Source organism: Streptomyces sp. WY228, assembly GCF_019287315.1.
Lineage (GTDB): Bacteria > Actinomycetota > Actinomycetes > Streptomycetales > Streptomycetaceae > Streptomyces > Streptomyces caviscabies.
In genome coordinates this window covers 1,026,524-1,052,246 of record NZ_CP079114.1, presented here as the reverse complement: position 1 = coordinate 1,052,246, position 25,723 = coordinate 1,026,524, and the positions used below count along the sequence as shown (strand labels likewise).

Annotated in this window: 22 protein-coding genes; 10 read left to right on the top strand and 12 right to left on the bottom strand. The window is 73.5% G+C overall.

The features are described 5' to 3' along the window. Nucleotides 1-59: 59 nt before the first annotated feature. Complete coding sequence (locus KV381_RS04250) at nt 60-749, top strand: uracil-DNA glycosylase (protein ID WP_030081188.1); 690 nt, start codon at nt 60-62, stop codon at nt 747-749. A 100-nt stretch (nt 750-849) separates the two neighbouring features. Next, entirely contained in the window at nt 850-1,407 is a 558-nt protein-coding gene (locus KV381_RS04245) for a hypothetical protein (RefSeq protein WP_218784645.1), read from the top strand. 58 nt (nt 1,408-1,465) lie between these two features. Here KV381_RS04245 and KV381_RS04240 read toward each other — a convergent pair whose 3' ends face one another. Further along, a complete protein-coding gene (locus KV381_RS04240; protein WP_218784644.1) occupies nt 1,466-1,927 on the bottom strand; it encodes a hypothetical protein in 462 nt (153 codons plus the stop codon). Between the two features lie 358 nt (nt 1,928-2,285). Between KV381_RS04240 and KV381_RS04235 the strand changes: the two genes are divergently transcribed. After that, nucleotides 2,286-3,191 (top strand): Gfo/Idh/MocA family protein, encoded by a 906-nt coding sequence (locus tag KV381_RS04235; RefSeq protein WP_030081194.1) that lies wholly within the window; start codon nt 2,286-2,288, stop codon nt 3,189-3,191. On the opposite strand, the gene lnt is transcribed toward KV381_RS04235, so the two are convergent. The 4 genes from lnt to KV381_RS04215 all read right to left on the bottom strand — a co-directional run bounded on the left by lnt (nt 3,115) and on the right by KV381_RS04215 (nt 7,754). Next, nucleotides 3,115-4,887, bottom strand: a complete 1,773-nt coding sequence (gene lnt / locus KV381_RS04230; RefSeq protein WP_218784642.1) for an apolipoprotein N-acyltransferase — start codon at nt 4,885-4,887, stop codon at nt 3,115-3,117. The two genes, KV381_RS04235 and lnt, sit on opposite strands and share 77 nt — an antisense overlap. Nucleotides 4,888-5,128: 241 nt before the next feature. Then, nucleotides 5,129-5,641 carry a nuclear transport factor 2 family protein gene (locus tag KV381_RS04225; RefSeq protein WP_086780003.1) on the bottom strand — a complete coding sequence of 171 codons (513 nt, stop codon included), beginning with the start codon at nt 5,639-5,641 and terminating at the stop codon, nt 5,129-5,131. Nucleotides 5,642-5,736: 95 nt separating this feature from the next. Beyond that, nucleotides 5,737-6,606, bottom strand: coding sequence for a universal stress protein (locus tag KV381_RS04220; protein ID WP_030623840.1), 870 nt, complete (start codon nt 6,604-6,606; stop codon nt 5,737-5,739). A gap of 125 nt (nt 6,607-6,731) precedes the next feature. Then, complete coding sequence (locus tag KV381_RS04215) at nt 6,732-7,754, bottom strand: ferric reductase-like transmembrane domain-containing protein (protein ID WP_030081202.1); 1,023 nt, start codon at nt 7,752-7,754, stop codon at nt 6,732-6,734. A 247-nt stretch (nt 7,755-8,001) separates the two neighbouring features. On the opposite strand from KV381_RS04215, the gene KV381_RS04210 reads away from it, so the two are divergent. Further along, the gene (locus tag KV381_RS04210; protein ID WP_218784638.1) at nt 8,002-8,676 is read left to right on the top strand and encodes a hypothetical protein; all 675 of its coding nucleotides are present in this window, start codon (nt 8,002-8,004) and stop codon (nt 8,674-8,676) included. Between the two features lie 403 nt (nt 8,677-9,079). Next, nucleotides 9,080-9,691 carry a sigma-70 family RNA polymerase sigma factor gene (locus KV381_RS04205; RefSeq protein ID WP_218784636.1) on the top strand — a complete coding sequence of 204 codons (612 nt, stop codon included), beginning with the start codon at nt 9,080-9,082 and terminating at the stop codon, nt 9,689-9,691. Here KV381_RS04205 and KV381_RS04200 read toward each other — a convergent pair. From KV381_RS04200 to KV381_RS04185, 4 genes are read right to left on the bottom strand one after another with little or no spacing between them, the layout of a single operon-like run. Continuing rightward, entirely contained in the window at nt 9,688-10,962 is a 1,275-nt protein-coding gene (locus KV381_RS04200; protein WP_218784634.1) for an MFS transporter, read from the bottom strand. The genes KV381_RS04205 and KV381_RS04200 overlap by 4 nt on opposite strands. Before the next feature lie 10 nt (nt 10,963-10,972). Then, a complete protein-coding gene (locus tag KV381_RS04195) occupies nt 10,973-12,196 on the bottom strand; it encodes an ATP-grasp domain-containing protein (protein ID WP_218784633.1) in 1,224 nt (407 codons plus the stop codon). Then, nucleotides 12,193-13,362 (bottom strand): pyridoxal-phosphate dependent enzyme, encoded by a 1,170-nt coding sequence (locus KV381_RS04190; RefSeq protein ID WP_218784631.1) that lies wholly within the window; start codon nt 13,360-13,362, stop codon nt 12,193-12,195. Before KV381_RS04190 ends, KV381_RS04195 begins: the two co-directional genes overlap by 4 nt. Further along, nucleotides 13,359-14,099, bottom strand: coding sequence for a class I SAM-dependent methyltransferase (locus KV381_RS04185; protein ID WP_218784629.1), 741 nt, complete (start codon nt 14,097-14,099; stop codon nt 13,359-13,361). Before KV381_RS04185 ends, KV381_RS04190 begins: the two co-directional genes overlap by 4 nt. Before the next feature lie 432 nt (nt 14,100-14,531). Between KV381_RS04185 and KV381_RS04180 the strand changes: the two genes are divergently transcribed. Together KV381_RS04180 and KV381_RS04175 are read left to right on the top strand one after the other, a co-directional pair. Then, nucleotides 14,532-18,896: a bifunctional nitrate reductase/sulfite reductase flavoprotein subunit alpha gene (locus KV381_RS04180; protein ID WP_218784627.1), complete on the top strand. Its 4,365-nt coding sequence runs from the start codon at nt 14,532-14,534 to the stop codon at nt 18,894-18,896. 24 nt (nt 18,897-18,920) lie between these two features. Next, the gene (locus KV381_RS04175) at nt 18,921-19,487 is read left to right on the top strand and encodes an AAA family ATPase (protein WP_218784625.1); all 567 of its coding nucleotides are present in this window, start codon (nt 18,921-18,923) and stop codon (nt 19,485-19,487) included. A gap of 118 nt (nt 19,488-19,605) precedes the next feature. On the opposite strand, the gene KV381_RS04170 is transcribed toward KV381_RS04175, so the two are convergent. Next, nucleotides 19,606-20,478 (bottom strand): undecaprenyl-diphosphate phosphatase, encoded by an 873-nt coding sequence (locus KV381_RS04170; protein WP_098025387.1) that lies wholly within the window; start codon nt 20,476-20,478, stop codon nt 19,606-19,608. Nucleotides 20,479-20,648: 170 nt separating this feature from the next. Beyond that, nucleotides 20,649-21,368, bottom strand: a complete 720-nt coding sequence (locus tag KV381_RS04165) for a TVP38/TMEM64 family protein (RefSeq protein ID WP_030081220.1) — start codon at nt 21,366-21,368, stop codon at nt 20,649-20,651. Nucleotides 21,369-21,417: 49 nt separating this feature from the next. On the opposite strand from KV381_RS04165, the gene KV381_RS04160 reads away from it, so the two are divergent. The 3 genes from KV381_RS04160 to KV381_RS04150 all read left to right on the top strand — a co-directional run bounded on the left by KV381_RS04160 (nt 21,418) and on the right by KV381_RS04150 (nt 24,527). Next, a complete protein-coding gene (locus tag KV381_RS04160; protein WP_218784623.1) occupies nt 21,418-22,131 on the top strand; it encodes a DNA alkylation repair protein in 714 nt (237 codons plus the stop codon). A gap of 304 nt (nt 22,132-22,435) precedes the next feature. After that, on the top strand, nt 22,436-23,611 hold the full coding sequence (gene tuf, locus KV381_RS04155) for an elongation factor Tu (protein ID WP_086779256.1): 1,176 nt from the start codon (nt 22,436-22,438) through the stop codon (nt 23,609-23,611). A gap of 70 nt (nt 23,612-23,681) precedes the next feature. After that, on the top strand, nt 23,682-24,527 hold the full coding sequence (locus KV381_RS04150; protein WP_218784621.1) for a spermidine synthase: 846 nt from the start codon (nt 23,682-23,684) through the stop codon (nt 24,525-24,527). A gap of 55 nt (nt 24,528-24,582) precedes the next feature. Here KV381_RS04150 and KV381_RS04145 read toward each other — a convergent pair whose 3' ends face one another. Further along, the gene (locus KV381_RS04145; protein ID WP_086779258.1) at nt 24,583-25,680 is read right to left on the bottom strand and encodes a hypothetical protein; all 1,098 of its coding nucleotides are present in this window, start codon (nt 25,678-25,680) and stop codon (nt 24,583-24,585) included. Nucleotides 25,681-25,723: the final 43 nt, after the last annotated feature.

Below are 25,723 nucleotides of genomic sequence, written 5' to 3'. Positions count from 1 at the left end.
CCGTTGTCAGTGGCGCCCGGTAGGTTCTGGGATCAAGAACCTGTTGCTCACCGGAGGTTGTGGACGTGACCGATATCGACCTGCTGCCCGAGTCCTGGCGCGGCGTCCTCGGCGAAGAACTGCAGAAGCCGTACGTCAAGGAGCTCGCGGACTTCGTCGAGGAGGAGCGGGCCAAGGGCCCGGTCCATCCGCCGCGCGAGCAGGTCTTCGCCGCCCTGGACGCTACGCCGTACGACAAGGTGAAGGTCCTGATCCTCGGCCAGGACCCGTATCACGGCGAGGGGCAGGGGCACGGGCTCTGCTTCTCCGTGCGGCCCGGCGTCAGGACACCGCCGTCGCTGCGCAACATCTACAAGGAGATGCAGCAGGAGCTCGGCCTGCCGATCCCGGACAACGGCTATCTGATGCCCTGGGCCGAGCAGGGCGTCCTCCTGCTCAACGCCGTGCTCACCGTGCGCGGCGGCGAGGCCAACTCCCACAAGAACAAGGGCTGGGAGAAGATCACCGACGCCGTGATCCGCGCCGTCGCCGACCGGCCCGACCCGGCGGTCTTCGTACTCTGGGGCAACTACGCGCAGAAGAAGCTGCCCCTGATCGACGAGGAGCGCCATGTGGTGGTGAAGGGCGCGCACCCCTCGCCGCTGTCGGCCAAGAAGTTCTTCGGCTCCCGCCCGTTCACGCAGATCAACGAGGCCGTGGCCGCCCAGGGGCACCAGCCGATCGACTGGCGGATTCCCGACCTCGGCTGACGGACAGCCCGGGGGGCCCGTGTCTGACCGGTTATGCGGAAGCCCGGCGTTAGCGTCGGACGGAGGGCCATCGGGCTGGACGGGCGACGAGGAGACCGCAGTGGTGGAGCAGCAGGAGGCGTCGGGCGACGCCGTCATGACCAGGATCGGCCAGGCGATCATGCTGCTCCACGGAGGTGACCGGGAGGAGGCCCGCAACCGCTTCGGCGCGCTCTGGTCGGAGCTCGGAGCGGACGGCGACGCCCTGCACCGCTGCACCCTGGCGCACTACATGGCCGACACCCAGGACGACCCCGGCGACGAGCTGGCCTGGGACCTGCGGGCGCTGACGGCCGCCGAGGGGCTGAGAGCCGCCGAGGCCGGAGGTGCGGGTACGGGCACGGCCGAGGGGGCGGGGGCCTCCGATGTTCCCGGCGGTGCTGAAGGGGCGGACGGCGGGCCGGTGGCAGAACACCCGGACATCCCGGCCGTCCGGGCGTTCTACCCCTCGCTGCACCTCAACCTCGCGGCGGACTACCTCAAGCTCCAGCGCCCCGAATCGGCCCGCATCCATCTCCAGCGGGCCCGCGCCGCGGCCGAGTCGCTCGCGGACGACGGATACGGCGGCGGGGTCCGCGCCGCCATCGACCGCCTGGAGCTCCGCATGCGGGAGCAGTGACCTCACGGGCCGGTGGGGGGCCGGGCCCGTGAGGTCGGAGCCCGTGGAGTCAGGAGCGTCAGCGGCCGTACGTCTCCGAGCAGATGCGGGCCTCCGGACTGCCCGCGGGCCAGCCGCCGTAACCCCGGCCGAGCGCGCAGACGTCCCCGCCGGCGCCGGGGACGCGTGGCAGGGCGGGCACGGTGACGGACGGGACGCCCGGGGGCCGGTGAGGTGTCCGGGCCGGCGGCGGGTCCGCGCGTTTTCGTGGCGGGGCGGTTCCCGCGGGCCCGGTGCGCCGGGGTGCGGCGGCCGGGGGCGCGGGGGAGGGCGGCCGGGCGGTCGGCGGGCCCGGATCCGGTACGACCTCCAGCGCCTCGCGGGCGGGCGGCTGCACGATCTGCGGGGCCACGTCCTGGACCGGTGCGGCGACCTCCGGATACGGGGGAGGAGCGGGCCCCGGCTCCACCGAGACGCAGCCGGAGACGGTCGTGACCGCTAACCCGACCAGGAGTTTCGCGGTGATTCTGGTTCTCTGCACCCGGCCAACTCTGCGGTGCGGCCCGGCGTCCGGCGGCCCGGTGGGCGCGGAATGGCCCGCACGAGTGACCCGGTCAGCGGCGCGCACCGCACCGGGCACCCGACCGCGCTGAATCAGGTACCGGTGCCGGGTGTCGGTGCTGTTACTTGCCGGTGGCCCCGTCGACGCTCTCGCGGGCCGCCGCGATCTCCGCCCGCCAGACGGCCGAAGAAGGCATGGCGGCCAACCTCGCCCGTGGATCATGTCCCTGGCCAGGTGTTTTACCGGTGGAACCGCGGATCGGGCCGACGGCGACGGGCGACGTATGCTGCCGAGGTGCGAACAGCCGCGCACCGCGGCACGGCGACAGGGAGACCTCGTGAAGATCGGTTGCATCGGGCTCGGCGACATCGCGCAGAAGGCGTACCTGCCGGTGCTCACCGCCGTACCGGGGGTCGAACCGCATCTGCAGACCCGCACCCCCGCCACGCTCCACACGGTCGGCGACGCCCATCGCATCCCGGACGGGAACCGTCACACGACCCTCGACTCCCTCATCGCCGAAGGGCTGGACGCGGCCTTCGTGCACGCTCCGACCGCCGTGCACCCGCAGATCGTGGAGCGCCTCCTCGAAGCAGGCGTCGCCACTTATGTCGACAAGCCGATCGCCTACGAGTACGCCGAGTCCGAACGGCTGGTGAGCCTCGCCGAGGAGCGCGGCGTCAGCCTCGCCGTCGGCTTCAACCGCCGCTTCGCCCCGGGCTACTCGCAGTGCGCGGAGCACCCGCGCGAGCTGATCCTCATGCAGAAGAACCGGGTCGGCCTGCCCGAGGACCCCCGTTCCATGATCCTCGACGACTTCATCCACGTCGTCGACACCCTGCGCTTCCTGGCCCCGGGCACCGTCGACCGCACCACCGTGCGGGCCCGGATCGTGGACGGCCTGATGCACCACGTGGTCCTCCAGCTGTCCGGCGACGGATTCACCGCGATCGGCATGATGAACCGGCTGAACGGGTCGACCGAGGAGATCCTCGAAGTCTCCGGCCAGGACTCCAAGCGCCAGGTCCTCAACCTCGCGGACGTCATCGACCACAAGGGCCAGCCCAGCGTGCGGCGGCGCGGAGACTGGGTCCCGGTGGCGCGGCAGCGTGGCATCGAGGGCTGTGTGCACGCCTTCCTCGACGCCGTACGCCGGGGCGAGACGCTCAGTGCCCGGGACGCCCTGGCGACCCATGAGCTGTGCGAGCGGGTGGTCCGGGAGGCTCTGGAGCAGGCCTCCTGAGCGCCCGCAGCCCCTCCACGGCGCACAGCGCGGCCAGCGCCGCGAGGGCCCCGTACACCGGCCAGTCGCCGAGCCGGCCGTAGAGCGTCTCGCCGCGTGCCAGCGGCAGGTCGAACACCTCGGCCGCGCTCGCGTCCGTGCCGAGCGGGCGGCCCACCCGCTCGCCCCGGGGCCCGTACGCGGCACTGATCCCGGTGAGCGTCGCGTGGACCATCGGACGGCCGTTCTCGGCGGCCCGCAGCGCGCCCAGCGACGCGTGCTGGGCCGGGGCCCAGCTGTCCTGGAACGTCGAGGTGGCGGACTGGGCGACGAGCACCTGAGCACCGTCGCGCACCAGCCTGCGGCTCATGTCGGGGAACGCCGACTCGAAGCAGACCAACGGACCCACCCGCAGCCCCCGGTCCCCGTCCGGCAGGGTCATCACCACCTGGCGGTCGCCGCGCAGCCGGTCCTCGCCCGCGGCCTTGCCCACGGAGGTCGCCCAGCCCAGCAGGGAGCGGGCCGGGACGTACTCGCCGAACGGGACCAGGCGCATCTTGTCGTAGCGGTCCCCGGTCGGCCCGTCAGGACCCACCAGCACCGCCGACTTGAAGATCCCCGACCGCCCCGAGCCGTCCGTCTGCCGGGCGTCCACATTGACCAGCAGATCCGCGCCGACCCGGCGGGACAGCTCCGCCAGCCGCCGCGCGGTCTCCGGGCTCTGCCACGCACCCGCCCCGATGCTGCTCTCGCCCCACACCACCAGGTCCACGCCCCGCCCCTCCAGCGAACGGGTCAGCTCCTCGCCCCGGTCGAGCCGGCGCGCGACGCTCCCCGGCCCCTCCACGACGCCCGGCTGCACGACGGCGATCCTGACCGTGCCGTCGCCCGTGGGCCGGGGCGCCCAGGCCCACATCACCGTGACGGACAGGGCGCACACCACCAGCAGCACCCCGGCGGTCGTACGGGCGGCGGGAGCGGTGATCAGCAGGGCCACGCCGGTGTTCACCGCCAGCAGCAGCAGACTCACCAGCCACACCCCGCCCACCGAGGCGACCCGCAGGGCGGGCGCGACCTCCCACTGACTCGCGCCGAGCAGCCCCCAGGGCCCGCCGAGCCCCTCCCAGGACCGCACCAGCTCGATCATCAGCCACCCGGAGGGCACGACGACCACGGCGGCCACGGCGCGCGGAGCGGAAGGCGAACCGCCGAGCAGCCGGGACACCAGCAGCCCCCAGGGCGCCCAGAGCAGCCCGAGCAGGGCGGCCAGCAGCACGATGAACACGTGGAGGCTCGGCATCAGCCAGTGGTGCACGGCGATGACGAACCCGATGCCGCCGATCCACCCGTCCAGCGCCGCCCGGCGGGGCGAGCGCGCCGTACGGATCAGCAACAGCCAGGGGACCAGCGCCCCGTAGGCGAACCACCAGAGGCCGGGCGCGGGAAAGACGAGCGCGGGCAGCGCCCCGGCGAGCAGCGCCACCGCTGCTCGCGCCCAAGGGGACGCGAGCGGTCCTGGACCGGCGGGGCCCCGGCCACCGGCGGCCGGCCCGTCACCGGAGGCGCTGTCGCCGGTGAGGCTGTCGCCCGTGGTGCTGTCGCCCGTGGTGCTGCCCTCGGATGGCCCCTGCCCGGGGGTGTTGTGCCCGGGTGCGCCGCGGCCGGATGCGTCGGCCGCGTTCCTGCCGACCGGGAGACGCCCGCCCCGGATGCGCATGCCGTGCCCTCCTCGGTCGTGCGTGGGCGGGCGGCAGCCGTCACCGCGTCACCCCTGGATACCGGCCCGGACACCCGATCCGGACATCCGATCCGGACACCCGTCTGGATACCCAGTGTGGCGGAGGTGATCCCCGCCGGACACAGGACGCGGCCGAGCGGGCGCACGGCCGCGCCGCCCGGCCGCCCGCCGGGCGGCGACGGGCGGGGGCGGCCGAGGGGCGGCCGGGGGACGGCAGGCCTTACGCGCCCGGTGCCCGGCGCCACTTCTCGTGGACGGTGACCGTACGGATCAGCCAGCCCGGTTCGGCGCGGTGCAGCTCGAAGGTGTAGCGGCCGCCGGTCACGAAATCGGGCGTGGCGCTCCCGGGCCGCCCGGAGTCCGCCCCGCCCGGCGGGTCCGCGTCCGGGCCGCTCGCCGCCTTCCGGTCCAGGCACATCGGATTGAGGTAGTCGGCCCGCACCTCGGCCCGGTCGCCCGTGTAGCCGCCCAGATCCTCCAGCTCGATCCGGCGGTTGACGATCAGGTGCTGGCGTACGGGGAAGAGCCGCATCGTCTCCGCCAGCCACCGGGCGATCTCGTCGGCCGGGCCCTCCACGCCGCCCGCGCCCCGGTAGTCCGCGCGGCCGTCCGGGGTGAACAGGGCGCCGTAGTCCGACCAGGCCCCGTCGTCGACGGCCACCGCGTACCCGGTGATCACCGCATCGATGGCAAGCCGGTCCAGCACGGTCGCGAGCGCCACACGCTGAGTCATTGGTCAAGTCTCGGTCAAGCCGCCCGCCAGGCCAAGAGGCCTGCGCCGACGGGGCGCGGGCGCGGTTCGGCGCGGCAGGGCGCGGGTGGAAGGGCTCAGCAGGGCACGACGGCGACCGGTCCCAGCGCGTGTGTGACCGTCGTCTGCGCCACCGGGGACAGCCCGAGCCCGAGCGACTCGCCGCCCTTGCGACGCCCGATCACCGTCAGGGCCGCCGTCGCCGACGCGGTCACCAGGGTGCGCGAGGCGGAACCGTTGACCGGCTCGCGGACGATCTCGACCTGCGGGTACTTCTCGTGCCAGCCCGAGGTCAGCTCGGCCAGGGTCCGGGCCGCCGAGCCCGCCGCCTCCGCCCGGTCCAGGACGGGTCCGCCCGCGAGCATGGAGGAGAACATCGTCCAGCCGTGCACGATCCGCAGCCGGGCGCCGGGCCGGGAGGCCGCGGTGGCGAAGGCGAACTCCAGGACCGCCTCGCTGCTCTCGTCGGCGGCCACCCCCGCCACGATGTCGGTGAACGCCCCCGCGTCCCCGGCCCGGTCCTCGTCACCCTCCGGGCGGTCCTCCTGCACGACGACGACGGGACAGCTTGCCATCGACGCGGTGGCGAGGCTGTTGGAACCGATCATCAGCGAGCGGAAGCCGCCGAGCCCGCGCGATCCGACCACGATCATCGACGCGTCCCGGGACAGCGAGACCAGGGCCGCCGACGGGAAGTCCAGCGGGGCAAGCGTCGAGGGCCGCAGCTCCGGAGCGATGAGCGCACTCCGGCGTACGCAGTCGGCGAGGAGCGTCTCCGCCTCGCGCCGCCCGGTCTCCTCGTCGACCTGCCGGGTGAGCGGGCGGACGTGGACGATCAGGAGAGGAAGCCCGCGCCGTACGGCTTCGCGGGTGGCCCAGTCGAGCGCCTGCCGGCTGTGCGTGGATCCGTCGACGGCGGCGATCACGGGAAGATCGTTGGTGGTCATGTCTCCGAGCGTACGTCGCCGGGCGGACGGCCTCGCGGCGTGGTGGTCCGCCGCCGCCTCCCGGCCGTGCCGGTCGCGTTGTCCGCCGTGTCAGCCCTGTCAGCGGTGCTGGTCGTGTCGTCGTATCAGTCGTGGTTGTGGGTGGAGGAGGTGTCCTCCGGGGGCGCGCTGCGTCCGCCGTCGCTGCCGCTCGCCACGACGGCGACCAGGGCGGCCAGGACCGCCACCACCGCGAGCCTGCCGCCCAGCCGCAGGGCCCAGCCGGTGCGGGCCCCGGCGGTCGCTCCGGGCCGGGTGGACAGCTTCTCGGAACGGCGGGCGGGCCGCATCAGCCGCAGGAGCAGCAGCGCGGCGATCGGGAGCTGGAGCAGCCAGACGCTGGTGCGGAACCAGCCGTCGTACCAGACATTGGTCCCGTACAGCAGGGTGTGCCAGACGCTGAGGACGTAGACGACGATCACGCAGCGGTGCAGGACCCGCCAGGTCTTGGGGCCGATGCGATGGCGTACGTAGAAGAGCAGGCCGAGCGGGATCGCGAGATACAGGGCCGCCTGGCCGATGGGCATGGCGATCCGACCGGTGCCCGAGTCGTAGCCGCCGGGGACGAAGGCCTCCACGAAGGCGGTGGCCACCGCGGAGTTCCAGGACGCCGTGTCGTGCCGGACCAGTTCGGCCCCGAACAGCAGGGCGTGGGCCACGATCAGGGAGATGGTGTTGAGGCTGGTGGTGCGGTGCAGCCGTTCCAGCCGGGGGCCCGACAGCGGCAGCCGGCCCGGCCGGGGCCCGGACAGCAGCAGCCCGAGGATGACGGTCCCCCACGCCCAGAGCAGGGCGGACCAGCCGAACGCCTGGCTGAGGAAGTACATCCAGAAGCCGCCCGCGTCGGCCATGAACGGCATCACGGTGACGGTGGAGGAGGTCTTGTTGCGGATGCGTAGGTAGAGCAGGACGAAGATCGCCGCGGTGATGAGGAGCGCCACCAGACCGTCGGGCCACGAGGCCCGCAGGTCGGAGCGGAGCGTCGGGCGTTTCGGCTCGCCCGCCGAGCGGGGTGCGGGCACCCGGCCGTCGTCGTCGGGTGCGGCCGCGCCGACGGTGGGAGCCTCGGTGGCCGCTTCCGGATCGGGGGTGGGGGGCTGGTTCGTCATGCGGCCTCTTCGGTGCGGGCATCGGGCGGGGGCATCGGCTGGCGGGGGCGGATGCGGCGGCCCCGGGCCACGAGGCGTACGCAGACGCGTTGTTGGAGCAGTCGGGCGTGAGGGCGGGAAAGTTCCCGACCCTTTGGTGTGACATGGATCACACCAAGGGGTCGGTGGGCAAACGAGGCGAACTCCCGTTGTTTCGGCATCTGGTGCTCTTCTCTCCGGGGCGGGTGCGGCTGGCACGATGGCTGCCATGGGAGCCGGAACCGCACTCCGACTCGGACGCACCGCGCTGTTCGCGCTGGTGTGTGTCGCCGTGTCCGGACTCGGTCACGCGCTGATGTCCGGCGCGCCCCTGCCCCTGTTCGTCCAGGCCGTCGCCCTGCTGCCGGTGTGCGCGGCGGGCTGGTGGCTCGCCGCGCGGGAGCGGAGCGCTCCGGTGACCGTCGCGGCCCATGTCCTGGGCCAGTTGGGGTTGCACGCCTTCTTCGCCGACGCGGGATCCTGGCTGCCGTCCGGCCCCGGCGCGCACCATGCGGGCGCGGGGCATCACGCGTCCGGCGCGATGAACCACTCCGCACACGAGGTCCCGATCGGCGGTGCGTCGGACCTGATGGGGCTTCTGGCGGCCTTCGACGGCACGGTGTTCACCCTCGGCATGGCAGCGGCCCACGCGATGGCCGGGATGGTCTGCGGCTGGTGGCTCTGGCGCGGCGAGGTCGCCCTCGCCCGGCTGGGCCGCTGCCTGGCGCTGTTCGTCCGGGCCCCGCTGCGGACGGCCTGGCGCCTGTGGTCCGCGGCGCCGCCCGCCCCGACGCCGCCCGCCGGACGACGCCCCCGCCGCCGGCCCGGCCGCCGCCCCCAGGGCCTGCCGGCCCCGCACGCCCTCTCCCGGCGCGGGCCACCGCTCTCCCTCCGCCTCCGCTGACCTCCATCCGTCCTCCGGCCTCTGTGCGCCGGAGGCGGTACGGGTGTGCGCCCGCGCACACCCGTGACAGGCATGCCGGTTCTCCGGGCCACCCCCAGTGGCGCCCGGGACCGGTCACCGGAGTCGGGCGACCGCTGCCGCGGCTCCGCAAGGACGCGAAGGACTGCTTGTGACACTTCCTGCCCCCACACTGCCGGTCACCGCGCCACCGGTACCGGCGCCACCGGCATCCGCTCGACCGGCCGCGCTACGTGCACCCGCACGCCCCGCCGCGCCTCCGGCCACCCCGGCGCCGGCCACTGTCGCCGTACGCCCGCCCACCGCCTCCGCACCACCGGCCGCCGCACCATTGGCCTCCGCGCCGTCCGTCCGGGCGCCCGTCACCAGGCCGCCGGTCCTGCGCGTGTCCGTCACCCGCCCGCCCGGCCCCCGGGTCCCGGCCGCCCGGCAGAACGACGGCCAGATCACCGACTGGGCGCTGGCCGCGGGCGGCGGGGACCGGGAGGCCGCCGACCGCTTCGTCCGGGCGACCTACGAGGACGTCCGCAGGTTCGTCGCCTACCTCAGCTCCGACGCCCCGGGCGCCGACGACCTGGCTCAGGAGACCTATCTCCGGGCGATGAGCGGGCTGGCCCGGTTCGCGGGCCGCTCCTGTGCCCGGACCTGGCTGATGTCGATCGCGCGGCGCGTCGTCATCGACCGGCACCGCGCGGCCGCCGTACGCCCCCGGACCGCCGACACCGCGGACTGGCAGACCGCCGCGGAACGCGCCCAGCCCCGCCATCTGCCCGGATTCGAGGAGTCCGCCGCGGTGCTGGACGCCCTGCGGCGGCTGGACCCGGCGCGCCGCCAGGCCTTCGTCCTCACCCAACTGCTGGGCGCGTCCTACGAGGAGGCGGCGGCCGCCGCCGGCTGCCCGATCGGCACGGTGCGCTCCCGGGTGGCGCGCGCACGCCGCGATCTCGCCGGGCAGTGGCGCGCGGAACCCGCCGAACCCGCTTCCGACGCCGTCTAGTCGGCCCCCGCCCGGGATCCTTCGGGGTCCCGGGCGGTACGGCGTCGGCCCTCCGCCCCCGGCCAGCGGCGGAGCAGGAACACGGGCCGATGGCGGAGCAGGAGCACCGGCAGCAGCAGGCACTGGAGGCAGACCGCCGCCCAGAACCCCCGCGCCGAGCCCGCTGCCTCCGCCGCCCCGTACAGCTGACCGCCCACCACCCCGCTGGCGAACGCGCCGATGCCCGCCGCCAGCCGCTGCCGCCCGAACACGCTCGCCGGGGCGGCGGCCGAACGGGCCAGCGCCTCCAGGTCGTTCTTGAGGAAGAGCACGATCTCGCCGAGACACAGCAGCGCCCCGCCCACCGCGATGCCCACGTGCCCTCCGGCGCCGATCGCCGCCATGCCCACCGCCATCGCACCGAAGCCCCACCGCAGCGCGGCCGGGTAGCCCATCGCGGCGACCCGTTCCGCCAGCAACGGCTGGGCGACGACGAGGAGGGCCGCGTACCCCGTCAGGACGGCCCCGTAGAAGGCCGCGGACGTCCGGGGGACCGCGTACAGCGCCAGGTAGTGCTGGAAGAACATGAACGCGTACACGCTCAGCACGGTCACCACGAACGGCGAAGGCCCCGGGCGCGGTGCGTCGGGAACCCGGTCCGGGGCGGCGGCCCGCGTTTCCCCGCCCCGGTCCGCCGCCGCGCGCGGCAGCAGCGCGTGCCCGGCCCCGACGAGCGCGAACAGCACGGTGACGCAGGAGAACAGCACCCCGGGGGAGCCCATGACGAGCGGCGCGGCGGCGGGCGGGCCCAGCGCCATTCCCGCGTTGAACGCCGAACCGCTCGCCGACAGCAGCCGGGGCCGGGCGGCCTCGGACGCCCCGTCCACCAGGTACGCCTTGTTCGCCGGGAGATACAGCGCCGCGCCCGCCGACACCAGCAGCAGCGCCCCGACGGCCAGGACCGGACTGGTCAGCCCGGGGACGAACGCGGCGAAGCCCGCCGTACGCAGCGCCAACGCCAGCAGCATCGCGCGCCGCAGCCCGATCCGCCCGGTCACCGGCCCGGCGACCACACCTCCGGCGAACTGGATCAGCGAGGCGACGGCCAGCACGAATCCGACCGTGCCGAGCCCGAGGCCGAGCCGCTGGTGCAGCAGCACCGACATGTAGGGCAGCACGGCGAAGCTGCCCAGCGTGATCAGGAACGAGCCCGCCAGCAGGAACCGCTGGGGACCGGAGAACGGCTGCCGTACACGGGCCCCGGGGGACGTCCTCGCGTGCGGCGGCCTCACCGCCCCGGGCTCACGGCGCCGCGGCCACGACCGGGCGGACCCGGACGGCCGCGCTCCACGCCCGGTGCTGGGCCAGCTCCGCCGTCGGCGCCTCGGCCAGCACCATGCCCGTACAGCCCCGCTGGTCGCCGACGTGGACCACGCTCTCGCCGGGTTCGCGGACCGGGAACCACTCCACCGCCCCGGGGAACGCCCCGAGTTCGTCGAGGCCGTGCCAGCCCTTCAGCACCCCGGGCCGTTCCGCGTACACCAGGACGAAGCCGTACGCGGGTCCTCCGGCGTCGAGCGGTGCGTCCAGCAGGACCGGGCGGCGGCCGAGCGCCTCGTCCGTCATGGCCGTGTACACATTGGTCCGCAGCGTCCGGCACAGCACCTCGCCGACCAGCGCGCCACCGATCCGGCGGTTGATCTCCACCAGTTCCGGGCCCTCGGCCGTCAGGATGAACTCCACATGGGCGAAGCCCCGTTCGTGCCCGGCCGCCGCCAGGACCCGGCCCACCCACGCCTCGATCCCGGCCCGCTCCTCCTCCGGCAGCGCCACCGGAAAGGCCGCCGCCTCCTCCCGTACCACCGCCGTCCGGGACGTCTGGCGGCTCAGCACCCCGAGCAGCCGGGTCGACCCGTCCCAGCTGAGGGTCTCCGCGCTGTACAGCGGACCGTCCAGGAACGCCTCGGCGAACAGCGCGCCGGTCAGGCTCTGCTGCCCGGCCTCCGCCAGCGCCCGGTGCAGGGCCTCCTCGTCGTGCACGATCCACACATGGCGGGAGGAGGTGCCCGCCGAGTCCTTCAGGACCGCGGGCAGCCCCACTGCCCGCAGCACCTCCCCGGCGCCTTCGGGACCCGGCGGGACGGCTACGGCCGTGCTTCGGCTCAGCCCGTGCGCGTGCAGCGTCTCCCGGACCCGGCGCTTGTCGCGCAGCAGCCGTACGGACTCCGGATCCGGCCCCGGCAGCCCGAGTCCGGCGGCCAGTTCGGCGGCCGGCAGGCTCCAGGTGTCCGTCGTGTTGATCAGCCCGGCCAGGTCCGGCACGGCGGCCAGCGCCCGGCGGACGGCCTCCTGGTCCCACGTGTCGACGTCCACGACGTCCAGCGCGTCCGGCGGCAGCACCGCCAACTCGTGCCGGTAGACCGAACGGTCACCGGTCAGCAGGCACAGCCGGTGGCCCGCCCGCGCGGCGGCCTCCGCCATCCGCCCGAGGCCGAAGGACAGGGACTCCAGTGCGGCGATCGTCATGGCAGCAGCTCCACGGTCGTTACGGGGGAGGGGACTTCGCCCTCGACGGTTCCGGCGGGCTCGGTGGATCCGGCGCCCTCGGTGGTCCTGGCGGCCTCCGGAGCGGCGCGCCCCGCCCACTCCATCACCGACCACGGCGGCCGCAGTTCGGCCGTCGACGCGATGGTCCGGGGCCGCAGACCGGCCGGGTCCAGGGCCTCCGCGTGCCGGGCGAACACCCGCTCCGCGTACCGGTGTCCGGTGTCGGCGCCCAGCACCAGATGCAGCCGCCCGGGCTCACGGGCCGCCTCCCAGGACGCCGTCAGATGCGCCGCTCCGGTGGACAGGCCCGCGAACACCGCGTGTTCCCGGAGCAGTCCGACCGCCCCGGCCATCGCATGGCGGAAGTCCAGCCAGTGCACGGTGTCGTACAGCTCGTGGCGGACGTTCCCGAACGGGATCGAGCTGCCGATGCCCGCGATGATCGCCTCCGGGTCCTCGAACCGCTCGCTCCCGAAGGTCACACTGCCGAACGGCTGGATGCCCACCAGCCGCACCGACCGCCCCGACTCCCGCAGTGCGCGGGCCAGTCCACCGGTCGAGGCGCCCGTACCGACCGCGCCGACCACGGTCAGCGGTCCTTCCGGCAGCGTCTCGGTCAGCAGCTCCGCGAACTCCCGGTAGCCCTCGTGGTGGACCCCGTCGTGGTACTGCCGCATCCAGTGGAAGTCCGGCCGGTCGGCCAGCAGCCGGCGCACGTGGCGCACCCGGAGCTCCTGGTCCAGCCGCAGGCTCTGCGAGGGCGGCATCGCGTCGACCGTCGCGCCGAGGATCTCCAACTGGGCCCGCATGGTGGCGTCCACGGTGGTGGAGGCGACGATGTGGCAGCGCAGTCCGTAACGGTGGCAGGCCATGGTGAGCGCCAGCGCGTAGATCCCGCTGGAGCTGTCGACCAGGGTCTGCCCGGGGACCACCCGGCCCCGGCGCAGCAGCGAACGGACCGCGCCGAGCGCCGCGTACACCTTCATCGTCTCGAAGCGGGCGAGGACGACGTCGTCGGTCAGCCGGATCAGGTCCGGGGTCTTCACCGCGTCGGTGATGTGCTCGTGGACGGTCGCGGCGGCGGGACGCGGCGGGCGGGCGCTGTGCCCGGCGGTACGCGGACGGGCGTCCGCACCGGCCCTCACGTGCGCCGCCCGCGCACGATGAGCCGGTCCGAGCGCTGGTCGTAGCCGGACCCGTCGAACCCGCCGAAGCACTCCACATCGGTGAAGCCCGCGCTCTCGAAGAGGGCGTGCAGCTCGGCCGCCGAGTAGAGCCAGGAGGTGATGGACGCGGTCCGCGCCGAGGTGCCGCGCACCAGCGTCCAGTCCGTGCGCAGCCGCCGCCAGCTGTCGAGGACGGTGTCGCGCTGGACGACGTACGCCCCGTCCGGCAGGTCGACCGCCTTCGGCCGCCCGATCCAGCCCGCCAGCACCTCCTTGCCCATCACGTCGACCAGGAGCTGCCCGCCCGGCGCGAGGCTCTCGTACGCGTTGCGCAGCACCTGAAGGTTGTCCTCGGCCTCGTCGAAGTAGCCGAACGAGGTGAAGACGTTCAGCACCACGTCGAAGGCGCCCGGCTCCCGGTACGTGAGCATGTCGGCGCGCTCCAGCCGGACGGCGGCGCCCGCCGCCTCGCAGGCGGCACGGGCGCTCGCCAGCATGGAGGGCGACAGATCGACCCCGGTCACCTCGTACCCGCGACCGGCCAGCGGCACCACGAAGAGGCCGGGCCCGCAGCACAGGTCCAGGACTCTGGTGCCCGGTGGGAAGTCCAGCAGCGGGGAGGAGGCGACCAGGGCGGCGGCGGACTCGGCCCGGGCCGGCGGGAACATCGTCGGGGCGAAATCGGACCAGAGCGCGTCGTCCTCGTACCAGTGCATGCCTCGCGGCCTCCTCCCGGGCCCGGAGGCCCCGTGGGTGTGCTGCTGCCGTCGCCCCGGCAGCCGTGCCGGGTCACCGGCCACCGCTGCCGTCACCGGGCGGGCCTCCCGCACCCGGCGTCTCTCCAGTAGTCGGTGGCCCCGGCGGGGAAGTTCCCGGACGACCACGGGCGGTCCGAGCGAAAGTCGCACCGGCGGTCGCGGGCATGATCACGAGGCCGCCTCCGGGAGGTCTCACGGGCGGTCGCCGGCGCGATCACGGCCCGCCATCCGGGCAAGCCTCACCGGCGGACTCCGGCCGCTGTGCAGGCGACGTAACCGGTGTTGTTCGCCCGGTGTCATCCCTGGGTAACGGGCCTTTCCTAGATTCGGGAGCGACCGCCGCCCGCCCCGCGTCCCTCCGGGAACGCCCGCCCCCGAAGGGCCCCGCACATGACCGTGCCGACCCCGCCGCCGGACGCTCCCGCCACCGACCGGGTGCGCACGGTCTGCTCGTACTGCGGTGTCGGCTGCGGGATCGTCCTCGACATCGCCACCGGCCCCGACGGCCGCCGCACCGTCGTGAAGGCCTCGGGCGACAAGGAACACCCGTCGAACGCCGGCCGGCTCTGCACCAAGGGCGCCACCGGCGCCGACCTCCTCGCCGCCCCCGGCCGGCTGACCACCGCCCTGGCCCGCCCCGACCGCAGCGAGCAGCCCGCCCCGCTCGCCCGGGACGCCGCCGTCGCGGAGACCGCGCGCCGGCTGCGGTCCGTGCTGGACGCCCACGGCCCGGACGCGGTGGCCCTCTACGTCTCCGGCCAGATGAGCCTGGAGGCGCAGTACCTCGCCAACAAGCTGGCCAAGGGCTTCATCGGGACCAACACCATCGAGTCCAACTCCCGGCTCTGCATGGCGAGCGCGGGCAGCGGCTACAAACTGTCCCTCGGCGCGGACGGGCCGCCCGGCTCGTACGAGGACTTCGCGCACGCCGACGTCTTCCTCGTCACCGGCGCCAACATGGCCGACTGCCACCCGATCCTCTTCCTGCGGATGATGGAGCGCGTCAAGGCGGGCGCGAAGCTGATCGTCGTCGACCCCCGGCGCAACGCCACCGCCGCCAAGGCCGACCTGTACCTCCGGATCCGGCCCGGCACCGACCTGGCCCTCCTCAACGGGCTGCTGCACCTCCTCGTCGAGAACGGCCACACGGACCCCGCGTTCATCGCCGAGCACACCGAGGGCTGGGAGGAGATGCCCGCCTTCCTCCGGGACTATCCGCCCGCCGCGGTCGCGGAGATCACCGGTATCCCGGAGGCCGACATCCGGCAGGCGGCCCGCTGGATCGGCGAGGCGGGCGACTGGATGAGCTGCTGGACGATGGGCCTCAACCAGTCCACCCACGGCACCTGGAACACCAACGCGATCGTCAACCTGCACCTGGCGACCGGGGCGATCTGCCGTCCCGGCAGCGGCCCGTTCTCGCTCACCGGCCAGCCCAACGCCATGGGCGGCCGTGAGATGGGCTACATGGGCCCGGGACTGCCCGGTCAGCGATCGGTCCTCGTCGCCGAGGACCGCGCCTTCACCGAGGAACTGTGGGGCATCGAGCCCGGCACGCTGCGCCCGGACGGCTCGGGCAGCGGCACCGTCGACATGTTCCGGCGCATGGCCGAGGGGGAGATCAAGGCCTGCTGGATCATCTGCACCAACCCGGTCGCCTCGGTCGCCAACCGCCGGACCGTCATCGAGGGCCTGGAAGCCGCCGAATTCGTCGTCACCCAGGACGTGTTCGCCGACACCGAGACCAACGCGTACGCCGACATCGTCCTGCCCGCCGCGCTCTGGGCCGAGTCCGAGGGCGTGATGATCAACTCGGAGCGCACGCTCACCCTCTCCCGCCGCGCCACCGACCCGCCGGGCGAGGCCTGGCCGGACTGGCGGATCATCGCGGCGGTGGCCTGCGCCATGGGGTACGAGGACGCCTTCGGTTACACGAGCGCCGAGGAGATCTTCGCGGAGATCACCCGGGCCCGGAACCCCCGCACCGGCTACGACCTGCGCGGCGTGACGTACGAGCGGCTGCGCGAAACGCCGGTCCAGTGGCCGAGCGCGGACGTCGGAGGACCGGCCCGCAACCCCGTGCGCTACCTCAACGACGGCGTCAGCCAGGAGCTGACCGTACGACCCGACGGAACGGTCCCGAGGCTCGCCTTCCCGCTTCCCGACGGCCGGGCCGTCTTCCACGCGCGCCCGCACCTGCCGCCGGCGGAGAGGCCCGACGAGGACTTCCCGTTCGTCCTCAACACCGGCCGTCTCCAGCACCAGTGGCACACCCTGACCAAGACCGCGAAGATCACCAAGCTGAACCGGCTGGACCCCGGCCCGTTCGTGGAGGTCCACCCGGACGACGCGGCGGCCCTGGGCATCGGCGAGCGCGACGGCGTCGAGGTCGCCTCGCGGCGCGGCCGTGCGGTGCTCCCGGCGCGGATCACGGACCGGGTCCGGGCGGGGGAGTGCTTCGCTCCGTTCCACTGGAACGACCTGTTCGGCGAGTACCTCGGCGTGAACGCCGTGACCAACGACGCGGTCGACCCGATCTCGTTCCAGCCGGAGTTCAAGGTGTGCGCGGTCCAGCTGGCGAAGGTCGCCGCACCGACGGTGCGCGGCGACTCCGCCGGAACGGGGCAGCCCGCACTCATGGACGGTGCCGGGGCCACCGGCGTACCCGGTCGTGCGGACACCCCGGGCCTCACGAGCATCCCGAGCCTCACGGGGACGTCAGATCTGCCCGGCCCCTCAGGCCTCGCGAGCACCTCAAGCCTCATCGCCACCTCGGAAGTCACCGACTCCTCAGGTCTGGCCGACGCCCTGGGGCTCGCCGACACCACCCCGCCCGTCCTCAGCGACGCGGAACGCCGCTATCTGGCCGGCTTCCTGGCGGGCCTCGGCGCCCGCCCCGACGGCACCCCGGTGCTTCCGGCCGGAGCCCCGTTCGCCCCGGACCACGCGCTGTGGGTCAACGGAATGCTGGCCGGCGCCTACTCCCGGCTTCCGGAGTCCTCGGGGCCCGGGACCGCGCCCGCACCGGCGGAGAGCACCCCGGCGGTACAGGGCGGCCGCCCGGTCGTCGTGCTGTGGGCCTCGCAGACCGGCAACGCCGAGGAGGTCGCGGCGACGGCCGCCCGTACGCTGGCGGACGAGGGGTACCGCACCACGCTCCTCGGTATGGACGACGGAACCCCGGACGCGCTGCCGAGCCGGGCCGACCTCCTCGTCGTCACCAGCACCTTCGGCGACGGCGACGCCCCCGACAACGGCTCCGGCTTCTGGGAGTCGCTGAACGCCCCCGCGACCCCGCGCCTGGAGGGCATCCGCTACGCCGTCCTCGCGCTCGGCGACTCCTCGTACGACGACTTCTGCGGCCACGGCCGCCGTCTGGACGAACGCTTCGGCGAACTCGGCGCGGAGCGGCTGGTCCCGCGCACCGACTGCGAACCGGAGTACGAACAGCCCTTCGGCCAGTGGCTCAAGGAGGTCCGGGCGGCACTGGAGACGACGGCACAGCCGGACTCCACACAGCCCGGGACAGCGACAGCAGCAACCGCGGCCACACCGCCGGCGACATCAACGGGCACAGCGCCCGCGGCGGTGACGGGCGCACCGGGCGAGCAGGCCGCCGCGCCCGCCCGCTCTTCGAGGGCCGCGCCCGTCACCGCCCTCCTCACCGGGAACCGCCTCCTCAGCCTGCCCGGCGCGACGAAGGAGGTCCGCGCCTTCACGATCGACACGCGGCAGGCCGACACGCCCCTGACGTACACGGCCGGCGACGCCCTCGGCGTACAGCCCCTCAACTCCCCGGATCTGGTGGCCGAATGGCTGGCCGTCACCGGACTCGACCCCGCCGTCGAGGTGGACGTGCCCGGGCACGGACCGGTCCCTCTCGACGAAGCCCTCCACCGCCACTTCGACATCGCCCGCATCACCCCGGACCTGCTGCGTCTGGTCGCCGACCACACGGGCGACCGGTCCCTGAAGAAGCTGCTGCGCCCCGACAACAAGGGCGAGAGGGACCGGTGGGCGTGGGGGCGGCAGGCCGTCGACGTCCTGGCCGAGCACCCGGTACGGGCCACGGCCGAGGCCTGGGCGGAGGTGCTGGGTCCGCTCCGGCCCCGCCTGTACTCCATCGCCTCCAGCCCGCTCGTGGACCCGCACCGGATGCGGCTGACCGTCTCCGTGATCCGTTACGAGGGCCACCGCGGCCGGATCCGCAAGGGCGTCGCCTCGACCTTCCTCGCCGACGCCGAACCGGACAGCCCCGTCCCGGTGTTCGTCCAGCGCAACGACCGCTTCCGCCCGCCCGCCGACCCGGCCACGCCGATGATCATGGTGGGGCCCGGTACCGGAGTCGCCCCGTTCCTGGGCTTCCTGGAGGAACGCAGGGCGCTCGGACACTCCGGCTCCAACTGGCTGTTCTTCGGCGAGCAGCACCGCGCCACGGACTTCTACTACCGCGAGGAACTCGACGCGATGAGCCGCTCGGGCACCCTCACCCGGCTCGACACCGCCTTCTCCCGCGACCAGCGCGCCAAGGTCTACGTCCAGGACCGGATGCGCGAACACGGAGCCCAGCTCTGGTCCTGGCTCCGGGACGGCGCCCACCTCTACGTCTGCGGCGACGCCTCCCGTATGGCCAAGGACGTCGACCGGGCCCTGCGCGACATCGCCGTCGCCCACGGCGGCCTCGACCCCGACGCCGCGACCGCCCAGGTGAAACAACTAACCTCGGACCGCAGATACGTACGGGACGTGTACTGACGGACTGATCGAGGGAGTACGGGGATGGCCTGGGCGGAAGTACCGGTGGACACCGGATCACCGGCGGCGGGCGCGGTCCTGCTGATCGGCATCCCCGGCAGCGGCAAGAGCACGGTGGCCGCGGCCCTCGCGGCCCGGTTCGCCGCCTCCGCCCACATCGAGGTGGACGCCCTCCAGGAACTCATCGTCTCCGGCGGCCGCTGGCCCTCGCCCGAGCGGGACGAGGAGGCGGACCGGCAGATCTTCCTCCGGGCCCGCAACGCCTGCCTGCTGGCGGACAGTTTCGTCGCCGCGGGCTTCCTCCCGGTCATCGACGACGTCGTCGTACGCCGAGCCCACCTCGACTTCTACCGCGCCACGCTCACCGGCGGACCGCTGCACTGCGTCGTCCTGGCCCCGGGCGCGGCAAAGGCGCGGGAACGCAACCTCGCCCGGGACAAGACGCTGACGACGGACTGGTCCCCGCTGGACGCGGCGATGCGCACCGAACTGGCCGACGAGAAGATCTGGATCGACAACGCGGAGCTGACGGTGGCCGAAACGGTCGAGGCAGTCCTTTCCGCCACCGGTCTGACGCCCCGGCAGCCCTGACGCACCGGGCGTTGTCAGACCCCCGCCGTACCGTGAGGACATCTATCCGCGCTGCTGGCTGCTGCGCTACTGGATCGCCCCGCCCGGCTGCTCCCGGGCGGGGCGTACACCGGTCGGATCAGCCCGCCGAGTCGCCCGCGTGCGGGCTCAGCGCGCCGGACCAGATCAGCGCGAAGATGACGATGCCGAGCAGGATGCGGTAGATCACGAACGGCATGAAGCTCTTGGTGGTGATGAACTTCATGAACCAGGCGATGACGGCGTATCCGACGAAGAAGGCGACCAGCGTGGCGAAGATCGTCGGGCCCCAGGACACATGGCCCTCGCCCACGTCCTTGAGTTCGTAGGCGCCCGACGCGAGCACCGCGGGGATCGCCAGCAGGAACGAGTAGCGCGCCGCCGACTCGCGGGTGTAGCCCATCAGCAGGCCGCCGCTGATCGTCGCGCCCGAGCGGGAGACGCCGGGGACCAGCGCCATCGCCTGGCAGAAGCCGTAGATCAGACCGTCCCTGACGCCCAGGTCCTTGAGCGTCTTGCGTTCCTTCACCACCCGGTGCTTGCCGCCCGTCTCGTCGCGCGCGGCCAGCCGGTCCGCGATGCCCAGCACGATGCCCATGACGATCAGCGTCGTCGCGATCAGCCGCAGGTCGCGGAACGGGCCCTCGATCTGGTCCTTGAGCGTGAGGCCCAGCACGCCGATGGGGATCGAGCCGACGATGACCAGCCAGCCCATCTGGGCGTCGTGGTCGCCGCGCATCGTACGGTCCGTCAGGGAGCGGAACCAGGCGGACAGGATGCGTGCGATGTCCTTGCGGAAGTAGATGAGCACCGCCGCCTCGGTGCCGATCTGGGTGATCGCGGTGAACGCCGCCCCTGGGTCGTGCCAGCCGGCGAACGCGGCCGTCAGCCGCAGATGGGCGCTGGAGGAGATCGGCAGGAACTCGGTCAGTCCCTGAACAAGTCCCAGGACGAATGATTCGAACCAGCTCATGGGGCTTAGGCCATCCCGGAGGTGATCGTGCATCGGCCACGAGCGGCTGGGCCCGTCGGCTGCGTGCAAAGTGCGGAGTGCGGTCAAGGACATCGAGGTCGCGGGCAGCGTATCTCCTGAAGGTGAACGTCAGGATGACCGCATCCGTCTTCCACGTGCCGCGGTGACGCTCAGTCCCGGGGAGCGCTTCTGCCCAGCCGGTGGCGCTTGCGCCAGGCGACCAGCGCTCCGCCGAGACCCGACAGCACGATGAAGCCCATGGCGGCCAGGAACGCCGGCGAGGTCGGCGAAGCGGCCTCGCTGCCGGCTATCACGTACGCCGCCGTGTTCGGGATCGACCCGAGCCCGGTCGCCAGGAGGAACGGCGGGGCGCCCATCCGGGAGGTCGCCGCACAGTAGTTGGCGGCGGCGAACGGGATCCCGGGGAAGAGCCGCAGCGCCAGGACGGACCGGAAGCCGTGCCGGCTCAGCACCCCGTCCGCGGCGGTGAGCAGCTTTCCGCGCAGCAGCGTCCGCAGCGCGTCCTGGCCCAGCACCCGGCCCAGCATGAACGACACGCCCGCGCCCAGCACCGTGCCGGCCAGCGCCGCCGCGAGACCCGTCTGCGCGCCGAACAGCGCACCGGCGGCGATGTTGAGCAGCGGGCGCGGCACGAACGCCACCGTCAGCGCCCCGTACGCGAGCCCGAAGAGCACCGCGGCCGCGCCCCCGGTCAGCTGGGGCGGCCAGCCCGACGCCAGCAGCCGCTGTGGTTCGAACAGCAGCATCGTCGACGCGGCCCCGAGCAGGACCACCACGAGCAGCGAGAACCGTGACCACGGCGACAGCAGCGCCCGGGAGAGACGCGGAGCCGAACCGGCGGGCCGGGCGGCGGGGGCGGGGTCGAACATTCGGGGAGAGTAACCGAAAACGCCATGTGATCGCCGTAATGTGCGTCGCGTGAACCCCGCCGCCGACGCCCCCGTCCCGCCGGACAGCGCCCTCGCCGACACCGTCCTGGAGCGCCTCGTCGCCGCCTACGCCCCGGCCGCCGACCCCGTACGGGCCGAAGGCTCCGCCGCGTACATGAAGCAGGTCGCGCCCTTCCTCGGGATCCCGACGCCCGAGCGCCGGGCCCTGTCACGGACCGTGCTGGCGGGCGTCGGGCGGCCGGACGAGCGGGACTGCACGGCGATCGCGCTGCGCTGCTGGCGGCTGCCGGAGCGGGAGTACCAGTACTTCGCCGCCGACTACCTGCGCCGGTACGCGGGCCGCTGCGGCTCCAGCTTCCTGCCCGTCCTGCACCACCTCGTCACCACCGTCCCCTGGTGGGACACGGTCGACGTGCTCGCCGCGCATGTCGCGGGGCCCCTGGTCACCGCCGACCCGGCGCTCGCCCGGGCCATGGACCGGTGGATCGACGACCCCAGCCTCTGGGCCGCCAGGACCGCCCTCCTCCACCAACTGCGCTACAGGGAAGCCACCGACACCGACCGGCTCTTCGGCTACTGCCTGCGCCGCGCGGACCACCCCGACTTCTTCATCCGCAAGGCGATCGGCTGGGCGCTGCGGGAGTACGCCAAGACCGATCCCGCCGCCGTACGCGACTTCGTCGACAGCGCGCGGACCCGGCTGTCGCCGCTCTCGGTGCGCGAGGCGCTCAAGAACCTCTGAGGGCCCCGGGAAAACCATTCGACGCGACCGCCTCGCCCGGCCATGATCAGGGGCATGTTCCGGTACGCCTTCCTCGCAGCGCGGTCCGCAGTCGCGGACGCGCCGAAGGCTGCCGTGAACGACGCGGCCCTCGCGGCCGCCTTCTCCGCGGAAGCAGCAGCGTGCACCGCTGCCGCAGCGCCCATCGGCGGCGCCCGAAGCTGACCCTCCCCCGACAGTCCGGCGGACCCCGCAAGGGGAGGGTCGGCGGGGCCCTGGGGTCTTCAATCCTTTCTCAGCTTCGAGTTCTCCGAAGGAACGAGCCATGTCCAAGACGGCTTACGTGCGCACCAAGCCGCACCTCAACATCGGCACCATGGGCCACGTCGACCACGGCAAGACCACCCTCACCGCCGCCATCACCAAGGTCCTCAGCGAGCGCGGCGGCAGCTCCACCTCCTACGTGTCCTTCGACCGGATCGACCGGGCCCCCGAGGAGGCCCAGCGCGGCATCACCATCAACATCGCGCACGTCGAGTACGAGACCGACACCCGCCACTACGCCCACGTCGACATGCCCGGACACGCCGACTACATCAAGAACATGGTCACGGGAGCGGCGCAGCTCGACGGGGCGATCCTCGTCGTCTCCGCGCTCGACGGGATCATGCCGCAGACCGCCGAGCACGTCCTGCTGGCCCGTCAAGTGGGCGTCGACCACATCGTCGTCGCCCTCAACAAGGCCGACGCGGGCGACCCCGAGCTGACCGACCTGGTCGAGCTGGAGGTCCGCGAGCTGCTCTCCGCGCACGGGTACGGCGGCGACACCGTCCCCGTGGTCCGGGTCTCCGGGCTCAAGGCGCTGGAGGGCGACCCGCGGTGGACGGCGGCGATCGAAGGGCTGCTGGACGCCGTCGACACGTACGTACCGATGCCGGTGCGCTACACCGACGCGCCGTTCCTGCTGTCCGTCGAGAACGTCCTGACCATCACCGGCCGGGGCACCGTCGTCACCGGCGCGGTCGAGCGCGGCACCGTCCGCGTCGGCGACCGGGTCCAGGTGCTGGGCGCGGACGTCGAGACGGTCGTCACCGGCCTGGAGACCTTCGGCAAGCCGATGGAGTCCGCCGAGGCCGGGGACAACGTGGCGCTGCTGCTGCGCGGGGTGGAGCGCGACCGGGTCCGCCGCGGCCATGTCGTGGCCGCGCCGGGCAGCGTCACGCCCAGCCGCCGGTTCACCGCGCAGGTGTACGTGCTGTCGACGAAGGAGGGCGGCCGGTCGACCCCGGTCGCCACCGGCTACCGGCCGCAGTTCTACATCCGTACGGCGGACGTCGTCGGCGATGTCGACCTCGGCGAGGCGGCCGTCGCGCGCCCCGGCGACACGGTCACGATGACCGTGGAGCTGGGCCGTGACGTACCGCTGGAGTCCGGCCTCGGCTTCGCGATCCGCGAGGGCGGTCGCACGGTCGGCGCGGGTACGGTCACCGAGCTGCTCTGAGCTCCACCGCGGCCCGTCACCCCTCGTCCGGGGTGGCGGGCCGCACCGCGGGGCAGGCGACAATGGAGAGGTGAACGAGCCGATACCCGTCATCCGCGAGGTCGACTGCGGCACCGCCCGGCTGCTGCCCGACGTGGACCGCGACCGGGCCTGGCTGCTCACGGTCGACGACGCGCCCCAGTCCTACGTCGACCTCGACGACCCGTCCTACCTGGAGTTCGAGTACGTACGCAGGCTCGCCCACGTCGTGGACGGCGCGGCGGAGCCGGGCGCGCCCCTGGACGTCCTGCACCTCGGCGGCGGGGCGCTGACCCTGCCCCGCTATGTGGCGGTGACCCGCCCCGGCTCACGGCAGGACGTCGTGGAGGCGGACCGCGCACTGCTGCGGCTGGTCCGGGAACATCTGCCGCTGCCCGACGAAAGCGGTGTCGCCCTGCACGCGGCCGACGCCCGGCAACGGCTGGAGGCGACGGCCCCCGCCTCCGTCGATCTGCTGATCGCGGACGTCTTCGGCGGCTCGCGGGTTCCGGCGCACCTGACCTCCGTCGAGTACGCGCGGGCTGCCGGCCGGGCGCTGCGCGAGGATGGCGTCTACGCGGCCAACCTGGCCGACAGCGCGCCCTTCGCCTTCCTCCGCTCCCAGCTGGCGAACTTCGCCGCGGTCTTCCCGGAACTCGCGCTGATCGGGGAACCGGCGGTGCTGCGCGGGCGGCGCTTCGGCAACGTCGTGCTCCTCGCCTCGCACGCGCCGATCGACGTGGACCCGCTCGTCCGCGGCTGCGCCGCCGACGCGTTTCCGGCCCGGGTCACCCACGGCGCGGCGCTGACCCGCTTCCTCGGCGGGGCCCGCCCGGTGGTGGACGCGGACGCGGTCGCCTCGCCCGAACCGCCCGACGGGGCCTTCAGCGTCGGCTGAGGGCCCCGTCGGGCGGTTGGGGCGAGGCGGCCGGGGGAACGTGACGCGGGGCGGATCAGCCCGTGGGATCACCCGCGAGGCGGACCGTGCTCAGGATCTTCTGGATGGTCGTGTCCGGAAGCTCGTCCTTGACGCCGGCGGCGGCGTAGAGGACCCAGGTCGAGAAGTCGCCCTTGGAGTTCTTGAAGGAGAAGGCGATCGACTTGCCGTCGCTGTCGCACTTGTCCTTGTTGGCCAGCTCCAGGGCGGTGGCCTGCACGACGCTGCCGGAGAGGCCCGACTCGGTGGTGAAGGGCTTGGCCTTGCCGATCTTGACCTTGGACTTCGGGTCGAGCTGGGCGTAGGCGGCCCACACCCAGTTGGCGGCCTCGTTCGTCGCGGCCTCGTCGGTGTTCTTGGCGCCCTGGGCGCCCTTCGTCCCGACGCCGGCGAGCCCGGTGTCCTCCTCGCTGCCGTCGCCGTCGGAGTCGTCGACGCACCACTTGCTCTTGTAGTAGGCGGGCGCGGAGAAGCCGGCGACCGGCGGGCCGTCGGGCTTCTTGGCGTCCTCGAACCCGGAGAACATTCCCGAGCTCGCGACCTCCCAGTCACCGGGAACGTCGAACTGCGTGCCCCACTTGGGGTTGGTGACGACCTTCCAGCCCGGAATGACCGGCTTGGGGTCGCTTTCGGAGCCACGCGGGTTCTCCGCGGGCGGCGCGGAGCCGGTGGCCGATTCGCTGGGCTTGGCGCTCGGCGACGCGGACTTCTTGCCTTCGGCGACGTTCTTGCCGTCGTCGTCGTCCTTGCCGAGCACGAGGAAACCGGTGACGCCCGCCGCGATCACGACCGCGGTCGCCGCGACGATCGCCACGATCGTCGTCTTCTTCTTGTCGTCGCCGGGCTTCGGCGCGCCGGGCGGACTCGTGACGGCGTACTGCGGCACGGTCGGCTGCTGGTAGGGATTGGGCTGCTGATAGCCCGGCTGCCCGCCGGTCGGCGGGCCCTGCGGGTACCCGTAGCCCGGCTCGGTGGGCTGCCCCGGCTGGCCCTGCGGCGGATATCCCGGTTGCTGATAGGGATTCGGCTGCTGGTACCCCGGCTGCTGGTACGGGTTCTGATTCTGGTCCTGCGGGTTCTGCTCGCCCCCGGGCGGCTGCGTTCCTGGCCACATGGCCAGTAACCATAGATGGGCCGTGCGCCCACTTCTACGGCCG